This is a genomic window from Mesorhizobium sp. M1A.F.Ca.IN.020.06.1.1, assembly GCF_004023265.1.
In the GTDB taxonomy this organism is placed as follows: domain Bacteria; phylum Pseudomonadota; class Alphaproteobacteria; order Rhizobiales; family Rhizobiaceae; genus Mesorhizobium.
Genome location: NZ_RZSR01000127.1, coordinates 1 through 9,169 on the forward strand (window position 1 = coordinate 1; position 9,169 = coordinate 9,169).

General features: G+C 63.6%; 7 protein-coding genes. 5 read left to right on the forward strand and 2 right to left on the reverse strand.

Annotation, left to right across the window (positions count from 1 at the left end; all coding sequences use genetic code 11):
• On the reverse strand, positions 1-566 hold a 566-nt coding region (locus EOA60_RS08345), incomplete at its 3' end, for a tetrahydrofolate dehydrogenase/cyclohydrolase catalytic domain-containing protein (RefSeq protein ID WP_281060729.1).
• 431 nt (positions 567-997) lie between these two features.
• Between EOA60_RS08345 and proC the strand changes: the two genes are divergently transcribed.
• Entirely contained in the window at positions 998-1,813 is an 816-nt protein-coding gene (gene proC / locus EOA60_RS08350) for a pyrroline-5-carboxylate reductase (RefSeq protein ID WP_127248303.1), read from the forward strand.
• Here proC and EOA60_RS08355 read toward each other — a convergent pair.
• A complete protein-coding gene (locus EOA60_RS08355; RefSeq protein WP_127334885.1) occupies positions 1,788-3,128 on the reverse strand; it encodes an NAD(P)H-dependent oxidoreductase in 1,341 nt (446 codons plus the stop codon). The genes proC and EOA60_RS08355 overlap by 26 nt on opposite strands.
• A gap of 582 nt (positions 3,129-3,710) precedes the next feature.
• Here EOA60_RS08355 and EOA60_RS08360 point away from each other — a divergent pair.
• From EOA60_RS08360 to EOA60_RS08375, 4 genes are all read left to right on the forward strand, one after another.
• A complete protein-coding gene (locus tag EOA60_RS08360; protein WP_066989439.1) occupies positions 3,711-5,099 on the forward strand; it encodes a TolC family protein in 1,389 nt (462 codons plus the stop codon).
• Positions 5,100-5,137: 38 nt separating this feature from the next.
• The gene (locus EOA60_RS08365; protein ID WP_082953988.1) at positions 5,138-7,270 is read left to right on the forward strand and encodes a type I secretion system permease/ATPase; all 2,133 of its coding nucleotides are present in this window, start codon (positions 5,138-5,140) and stop codon (positions 7,268-7,270) included.
• 15 nt (positions 7,271-7,285) lie between these two features.
• Positions 7,286-8,575, forward strand: coding sequence for an HlyD family type I secretion periplasmic adaptor subunit (locus EOA60_RS08370; RefSeq protein WP_066989331.1), 1,290 nt, complete (start codon positions 7,286-7,288; stop codon positions 8,573-8,575).
• On the forward strand, positions 8,565-9,169 hold a 605-nt coding region (locus EOA60_RS08375; RefSeq protein ID WP_128311238.1), incomplete at its 3' end, for a ribbon-helix-helix domain-containing protein. The genes EOA60_RS08370 and EOA60_RS08375, both read left to right, overlap by 11 nt.

Here is a 9,169-nt window from a genome sequence, read left to right on the forward strand (position 1 = left end):
GTGACGGTGCAGTTGGCGGCGAGCAGCAGATTGGCCATCGGCTTGCCGACGATGTTGGAGCGGCCGACGACGATGGCATTGAGGCCGGAAAGGTCCTTGCCGCGCACGCGCTGGATCAACAGCATCGAGCCGGCGGGCGTGCAGGGCACGAACGCCGTCTCGAGCTCGCCGGTGCCGAGCTTGCCGACATTGATGAAGTGGAAGCCGTCGACATCCTTTTCCGGCGCGATCGTCTGGATGACCTTGCCGGCATCGATATGGCCGGGCAGCGGCAGTTGCACGAGGATGCCGTGGATCGACGGGTCGGCGTTGAGATCGCCGATGGTCTTCAACAGCTGCTCTTCGGTCGTCTCAGCCGGCAGCGTGTGCTGGAGCGAATGGAAGCCGCACTCCTTGGCCGTGCGCGACTTCGAGGCGACGTAGACCTGGCTTGCCGGATCCTCGCCCACGATCACCACCGCCAGACCGGGCCTGGTCGCGCCCTTGGCCGAAAGCTCGGCGGTCAGCGCCTTGACCTTCGATACCACGTCTGCGGCGACACTCTTCCCGTCGATCACTTCGGCCATCATTCACCTTCAACACTGTTGCGCGGCCACGCTTGGCACGCAGCCCTGATCCTCAATCCAGCAGTCGGCACGCGAACGCGGCGCGCAAGCGGTCAAATGCCGCGCGGCATTTTCACGAAAATTCGACAGGGCAATCCCGTCAAAACGTCGTCCGATGCCGTAAACCCGAAACCGGCTGCTCTTATCGAAGGCCGCTTTTAGCGAAGACGGGGTATTTTAGAAATAGCGGCGGCGCGAGCGGCTTTCGGTCAGATCGCGCACCGCCTCGCGGAATCGCCGGCAGGGCCGCAGCGTGCTTGGCCTACGACAAGTGTCGCTGCGACCTCTCTCGGCTCGCCGCCCCGACTGATCTGGCCGATCGATCTCCTTGAGACTGGACTTTTCCGCAACCGCGCGAGCGGCTAAGGAGAGCCCTCTTTGCGGAGGTTTCGATGACCATCAGGCTCGTTCTCGCCGGTTGCGGCAATATGGGTTACGCGATGCTCTCTGGCTGGCTGAAATCCGGCAAGCTCGAGCCGTCGGCGGTGTTCGTGGTCGAGCCCAATGCCGAGTTGCGCAGGCGAGCCGAACATCTTGGTTGCGGCGCCGCGGCCGACGCATCCGCAATTCCCGCCGATGCCATGCCCGATCTCGTCGTCATCGCCGTGAAACCGCAGGTCATCCGCGATGTGACCGCAAGCTACAAGCGCTTCGGCGACGGCAGGACCACCTTCGTCAGCATCGCCGCGGGCACGCCGGTCGCGACCTTCGCGGAGATCCTGGGCGGGCTCGCGCCGATCGTGCGCTGCATGCCGAACACGCCGGCGGCGATCGGCAAGGGCATGATGGTGGTGTTTTCCAACCCGCTCGTTCCCGACAACGTCAGGCGGTTCGCCGCCGAGCTGCTGTCGGCGAGCGGTGTCGTGACGACGATCGACGACGAGAGCCTGATGGACGCCGTGACCGCGGTCTCCGGTTCCGGCCCGGCCTATATTTTCCATTTCATCGAGGCGCTGACGGTCGCCGCCGAGAAGGCCGGCTTGCCGGCCGAGACAGCCAAAGTGCTCGCCCTGCAGACCGTCTATGGTGCAGCCTCGCTTGCCGCCGAAAGCGATGAAGAGCCGGGCGTGCTGCGCCAGCAGGTCACCAGCCCGAACGGCACGACCGCCGCAGCGCTTGCAGTGCTGATGGGCGAAGACCGGCTGACGAAGCTTTTGACCGACGCGGTGGAAGCGGCGCGGCTCAGATCGATAGAGCTGGGGAAGTAGACCTCACGCCATACAGCATCTCGTCCTGCAGTTGGCGCAGGGCAAATAGCTTGGTCGTCTTGTCGGGCGCGGCGTTGTCGGCGGTCAGGAGTTCGCCCTTCCTGACCGGCTTCAGGACCTTGCCGCCTTCGAGCAGTCCGACCGGCACGGCACGGCTGGCGCGCGCCTCGGCGACCGTCATGGTCCAGGAGCGGTAGCAGGTCTCGCCGATGGCGTCGAAGATCTCGCCTGCGGCGAGGTCGCGCTTGGCGACCGCGCAGACCTCGGCCACCGGTTTAGGCAGCGGCACCATGTCGGGTTTGCCGTAGAGCATGATGCGGGCTGCGGTCAGCGGCACCTCCAGCGAGGTCAGGTGGTACGGCCTGAAGAAGCTGTAATAAGGGCCGTGGCCGACATGGAGATCGTCCATGCGCTCGACGACGCGCGGATGCGTCGCCTCGACGATGACGAAGACGCCAGGCGCCACGCCCTTGCCGATCGTGTAGTCGACGATACCCTTCTTCGACAGGATGCCGCCGTCCTCGCGCGGGATGAGCACCTTGGCCAGCTGATCACGGTCGGCTTTCGGGCCGTGCATGCCCGGAACATCGGGCACCAGGCCAGTGGCGTTGGCGATGGCGCACATCTCGACCATGGTCTTGGAGCCGTCGACGAACTCGACCAGCATGCGCGGGTTCATGTTCCGGCGCAGCGCTTCATCCCGATAATCGTCGGGAACGGCGTCGTGATTGAGCGGGTTGTTCTTGCCCTTGCCAGCCGAGACGATGGTATAACCGAGCGACGAGGCGAACTCGATCAGCTCCATGCAGCTCGACGGCTCGTCGCCGGCGCCGACCGAATAGACGACGCCGAGCCGATCCGCCTGCTGCTTGAGGTAGCAGCCGATGGTCACGTCGGCCTCGACATTCATCATCACCAGATGCTTGCCATGCTGCATCGCCATCAGGTCGAAATCGGCGGCGACGCCGGGTTTGCCGGTGGCATCGATGACGACGTCGATCAGCGGGCTGGTGACCAGCATCTCATTCGAGGTGATGGCGATCCTGCCGCTTTCTATCGCCTGGCTTACCTTGGAGGCGGTCTCGGCTTCTGCAGCCATTGCATCGTCGCCATAGGCGATGCGGATCGCGTCGCGAGCCGTGTGCGGGCGGCGCGTGGAAATGGCCGCAATCGAAATGCCCGGCATCAGCATGCCCTGGGTCACCAGATCGGTGCCCATCTCGCCGGAACCGATGACGCCGATGCGCACGGGGCGGCCGTCGGTGGCGCGCCGGGCGAGATCGCGGGCAAGCCCGGTCAGGGCGACATTTGTCATACAAGAACGTCCATGCTTTGCTTCAGCCCGCAATACAGGGAACGATCCCCGTTTGCCAACAAAACCAGCCACCCATGGCAATTTCGTGCGCACGTCTTGCAGGACCGGCGCAGATTTCCCGCAACGATCCGCAACCTTCAGGTGTTTGAAAGCCTTGGCCATGTCCGGAGGAAGGGCGGATGCCGCGGTTCGTGCCAAGTGCCGATCTGACCGCCAAAGTTGGCACGGTGAGCGACGCCTCGGTCGATTCCTTTGTGCGGACTTACTGTTTATTTAGAGAAAATGGTGTTCGCGGTCGCTTTCAACTGAATGGCGCCCCCGGCGGCGATCGTCTTCTGTGCCATTTTTGCTACATCGGTCGGGACTAATGGCTGGAATCCACGCTTTTGGAGCGCTCTAAATCAATAAGTCCTCCCATCCGCGAAAAATCTGCTAGATACTGGTTGCAAGCTCCGGTGGCAGGCTTGGGCGAAATAAGCGCTGACAAAAACAAAAAGGCGCGGGGATAGTCACGGGGTAGAAATGACCAGGACGGGTAAAGTGACCGTCGGCTGGCGCCTTGCGCTTGCCATGACGGTGTCGATGCTGGCTTGCGGAAGCGCCAGCGCACTCACGCTCAAGGAAGCTGTAGCAGTCGCGGTCGAATCCAATCCGGAGATTGGGCAGGCGATCGAAAACCGCGAAGCCATCGAATTCGAGCTGCGCCAGGCGAAAGGGCTCTATCTTCCCAGCGTCGATCTCGAAGCGTCGACCGGCGTCCGCCGTCTGGATAACGACTCCCGGCGAGCGCTCGACGAGGATCATGACGCGCTTTATCCAAACGAAGCGGACCTCACCGTCTCACAGACGCTCTATGACAGTGGCGCAAGACGGGCCGAATTGAACCGCCAGGCCTCGCGCGTCGACGGAGCTTCCTTCAGGGTGCTGGAACGGTCCGAATTCATCGGGCTTGCCGTCGTCCAGGACTATCTCGAATACATGCTGCAGGCGTCGATCGTCGCCGAAGCGAAGAAGAACCTCGGCTTCCATCAGTCCATACTCGGCGACATCAAGCAAGGCATCGCGGGCGGCGCGCTCAACGATGCCGACCGGCAGCAGGCCGAGGAGCGGCTTTACGCCGCCAAGGCGCGGATGCAGGAGGCGACCGAGGAACTGGAAGCGGCCAAGATCCGCTTCTTCAAGAATGTCGGCAAGCCGCTGACCAACCCGTCGCGGCCGGCCGATGTGGCCGGCGCGCTGCCGCGCTCGCTCGATGACGCGATCGGGCTTGCCAGACAGAACAATCCGCGCGTCCACATGGCCAACAGCGACATCGATGCGGCCGCGTCGCTGGTCGACGCCGCGCGGGCGAAATACGGCCCCACCATCACCGCCGAGGGTGTCGCGCGGGGCGGCTATGACATCGACGGCGACGACGGCGACACCAGCGACCTGCAGGCTCGGGTGGTGCTGCGCTGGAATCTCTATCGCGGCGGCATCGACAAAGCCAACGAGCAGGAGCAGATCCGCCGCACCAGCGAGCAGCGCCTTGCGCTGCATCAGGTGCTGCGCGAGATCGAGGAAGCCGTCCGCACATCTTGGGACCGCCGCTTCCGCCAGGCGGAACTTGCGCAGACGCTGCGCCTGCAGGCAGCAACCAACGAAAGGCTGGTTGCCTCCTACCGCGAGCAGTTCAAGGTCGGACAGCGCTCGCTGCTCGACGTGCTCGATGCGCAGAACACGCGCTTCAACACCGCGACGCTGGCCGACACCTCGTCCTACGCGTCGCTGTTTGCCCAATACCGGCTGCTGGCCGCGACCGGGGAGTTGCTGAAGACGCTGAACATCCAGCCGGCCAAGCAGGCAGCCGCCTACGCGCGCAGCGAATTCGGCACGCCGGCGACAGCCGATACCGAAACCTATGCGCGCACACCATCGGAGCAGAAGAACGATCTGCCGTTCGACATCCTCGCGCCGGTCAGGAAGAAGTAGCCGATGTAAGCATCGATCTCTGGTCCTTCGGGCGGATCGTGAACCAGCAACCTAATATCATCTCGCCCAAGGAGGCTTTCAAAGCCTGCTTCTCGGCGATTGCAGCCTATCTCGGCCGGCCGAGCGCCGAGACCGTGCTGTTTGCCGGGGTGCCGATTTCGGACACGCGCATCGAGCCGGACGACATCAGGCATCTGGCCGAACGGATCGGTCTCGAGGTCCAGGCGTTCAACCATCGCGATTTCGTGCGCGGCCGAGTCGATCTTCCGGCCATCGTCTTCCGCGCCAGCCAACTGCCGGTTGCGTTGCTCGCCGAAACGGAAACCGGGCAGTTCCTCACGGCGCCGCAGGAAAACGGCCGCACCACGATCGGCAAATCGGAGCTTGCCGAGAGCTACATCAGCGGTGGCGCCTCATTCTCGATCACCTATGCCAACACCGCCGAGGAGATGACGGTCGGCACGGCGCCGAAGATCGAAAGACGCCATTGGCTGACCGGAACGATGGGGGCGTTCTGGCGCACCTACTCGAAGGTCGTGCTGTCGGCGGTCTTCATCAACCTCTTGGCGATCGCCTCGCCGATCTTCACCATGAACGTCTACGACCGCATCCTGCCGAACAAGGCGATCTCGACGCTCTGGGTGCTGGCGCTCGGGATCGGCGCGGCCATCCTGTTCGACCTGTTGCTGAAGACGGCCCGTGCCTCGCTTATCGACTATGCCGGGCGCAAGGCGGATCTCAGGATTTCCTATCTGCTGTTCGAGAAAGTGCTCAACTCGTCGCTTTCGGCGCGGCCGGGATCGACCGGCGAATACGCGAACCGCGTCACACAATATGAGTTCGTGCGCGAGTTCTTCACCTCGAATACCATAAGCGTCTTCATCGACACGGTTTTCGTCTTCGTCTTCCTGCTGGTCATCTACGCCATTGGCGGCTGGCTGGTGATCATACCGGCGCTCGCCTTCGTCATCGCCGTCATTGTCGGTCTGGTGACACAGAGGCGCATCGGCAGGCGGGTCGCCGCCTCAATGAACGAATCTGCCCAGCGCCAGGCGCTCCTGGTCGAGTCCATTTCCACGCTGGAGACGATCAAGTCGCTGCGCGCCGAGGCCTATCTGCTGCGCAAATGGGGCGAGCACTCGAAGAACGCCGCCAACACCTCGGAGAAGATCAAGGAGCTTTCCGCCGCTGCCGGCAACATCACCGGCGCCATCCAGCAATTCGTCACCGTCGCCCTGGTGGTTGCCGGCGCCTATGCCTTTTCGGAAGGCCAGGTCTCGACCGGCGCGATTATCGGCACGGTCATGCTGGCGGGCCGCGCGGTCGCGCCGCTCGGCCAGATCGCCATCACACTCTCCCGCTTCCGGCAAGCCGTGCTGTCGCTCAGGATCGTCAATACGATCATGTCGCAGCCGGAGGACCGGCCCGACACGGTTGGCTTCGTCAACCGGCCGATCCGCAGCGGCGCGATGCTGTTCAAGAATGTCGGGTTCGCCTATCCAGGCACCGAAAACGAGGTTCTGAACGGGCTCAACATTGCAATCCGCCCCGGCGAGCGCATCGGCATCATCGGCCGCATCGGGTCCGGCAAGACCACGATGGGGCGCCTAATCGGCCGGCTGTTCCTGCCGACGTCCGGAGAACTGCTGCTCGACGGCATCGACATCCGCCAATACCACCCGTCCGAAGTTCGTGCCGCGGTCGGTATCGTCGCGCAGGCCGGCGACCTGTTTTCCGGCACGATCAAGGAAAACCTTCTGATGGCCGCGCCGGACGCGACCGACGAGGAGATCATCGATGCGGCGAAGGCCGCGGGCGTCGACGACTTCGTCTCTCGCCATCCGCGCGGCTACGACATGAATGTCGGCGAGCGTGGCACCAATCTGTCGGGAGGCCAGAGGCAGGCCGTGGCGATCGCGCGGCTGCTGCTGACCAAGCCGAAAATCGTGTTCCTGGACGAGCCGTCGGGTTCGATGGACCTGGCCTCGGAACGGCAGTTGATCAGGCAGCTCAAGGTGGCGTTCGACCGCAACACGACGCTGATCGTATCGACCCATCGCTACAGCATGCTGGAGCTGGTCGACCGCCTCATCGTCATCGAGCAGGGGCGCGTGGTCGCGGACGGAGCAAAGGAACAAGTCATCCAGGCATTGCAAAAGGCGAATGCCTGACCGGGACGTTGGGGAATGTTAGCAAAAGACGACCGGCCGCCGCTTTTCGCATCGGCGTCCGTATACATCATAGGGGCACTGTTCGTGGCCTTCACCGCCTGGGCATCCTTTGCCGAGGTCGATGAGATCGCGCGCGGCGACGGCAAGGTCATTCCCGCTTCCAAGACGCAGATCATCCAGGCGAGCGAAGCCGGCGTCGTCCAGGAAATCGCTGTCAAGATCGGCCAGACCGTCAGGAAGAACGATCTGATCATCCGCCTCGACAACACAGGCAACACCTCGAGCCTGGGTGAGGAGCAGGCCAAGGCGCGGGCGTTGCAGGCGCGCATTGCCAGGCTCAAATTCGAGCAGAGCGGCAATCTCGAGGGCGCGTTCCCCTGTCCGTCCGACATCCAGAAGACTGCCCCGGAGATCTGCGACAACGAGCAGAAGCTGCTCGTTGCGCGCCGGGACAACTTCCAAGTCAAGCTGTCGGTGCTGAAGTCGCGTCTCGATCAGCGCGAGAAGGAACTGGACGAGGCAACCGCCAATTCCGACCGCCTGTCCAAGAGCCTCGCCGTCAGCGACCAGGAAACGGCGCTCGTCGAATCGATGGTCAAGAAAGGCCTGATGGCCAGGACCGAACAGATTCGCGTCGAGCGGGAGCAGACCGATCTGCGCGGGCAGCTCAACCTTGCCGGAGAGACCATCAAGAAGAGCAAGGCGGCCATCACCGAGGCGCAGCTTCAAGTCGACGAGCTCGGCCTGCAATTGCAGCAGGAAGCATTGAGCGACTTGACGCAGGCGCTGGCGGACCTCTCTGTGGTGGACGAAACCATTCGCGGCGCCACCGACAAGGTGGCGCGGACCGATATTCGCTCGCCTGTCGACGGCATCGTCAACACGCTCGATGTCAACACGCTCGGCGCTTTCGTCCAGCCGGGCGCGGTCGTGGCCGGCATCGTGCCGACCTCGGAGACGCTGCTGGTCGAGGCGCGGGTCTCGCCGCGCGACGTCGCCTTCATCCAGCCGGACCAGGACGCGCTGATCAAGGTCACGGCCTACGACTTCTCGATCTTCGGCGGCATCGAAGGCAAGGTCTCCAACATCACCGCCGACAGCCTGGTCGACCAGAAGACGGGCGAGCCCTACTATCAAGTGCGCGTCGCGACCGAGAAATCCACGTTGCAAAGGAACGGCAAGACTTATTCGATTATCCCCGGCATGATCTGCTCGGTCGATATCAAGACCGGGCGCAAGACGATCCTCAACTATCTATTGAAGCCCATCAACAAGGCGCGCCAGGAGGCGATGAGTGAACGATAGCGCCGCACGCCCCGACACTCCGCGCGACCGGCTGCTGCCGCCGCTCGCAGCCGAGGATTTCGGCCCGGAGTTCCGCGTCGTGGCGCGTGGCGGCGTGCGCCGCGGCATCCGTTTGGAGCGCGCCTTCTGGGTGTCGCTGAAGCAGATGGCCGAAAGCCGCAAATGCACGATCGGCATGCTGGTCGCGGAGATCGCCGAAAATCATCCCGACCAGGGCAATCTCACATCGGCGATCCGGGTCGCATGCATGCGCGGCCTCGCCGAGGAAAGCATGGAACTGCGCAAGCTCGCTTCGATCCGGACCATCAACGCGATCCTGGTCGCCTGCCCCTCGCCCGCCTTCGCGCTGTCTTCGTCGAAAAAGATCCTGACCTTCAATGCCCCGTTCCAGCAATTGGTCAGGCGCCAGCTGCCGAACGCGCCGGGCGACGACGGCAGGCAGGACCTCAAGCTGGCGCTGGACCTCAACGTCGTCGACGTTTTTGCCCGGCTCGACGCCAATGGCGAGACACCCGTCACCACCGGCTTCGTCATCGGCGCCGGCGAGCGCCGCTACAGGGGCCAGCTCAGCGCGGTGCGCGCGCCGGTCACAGA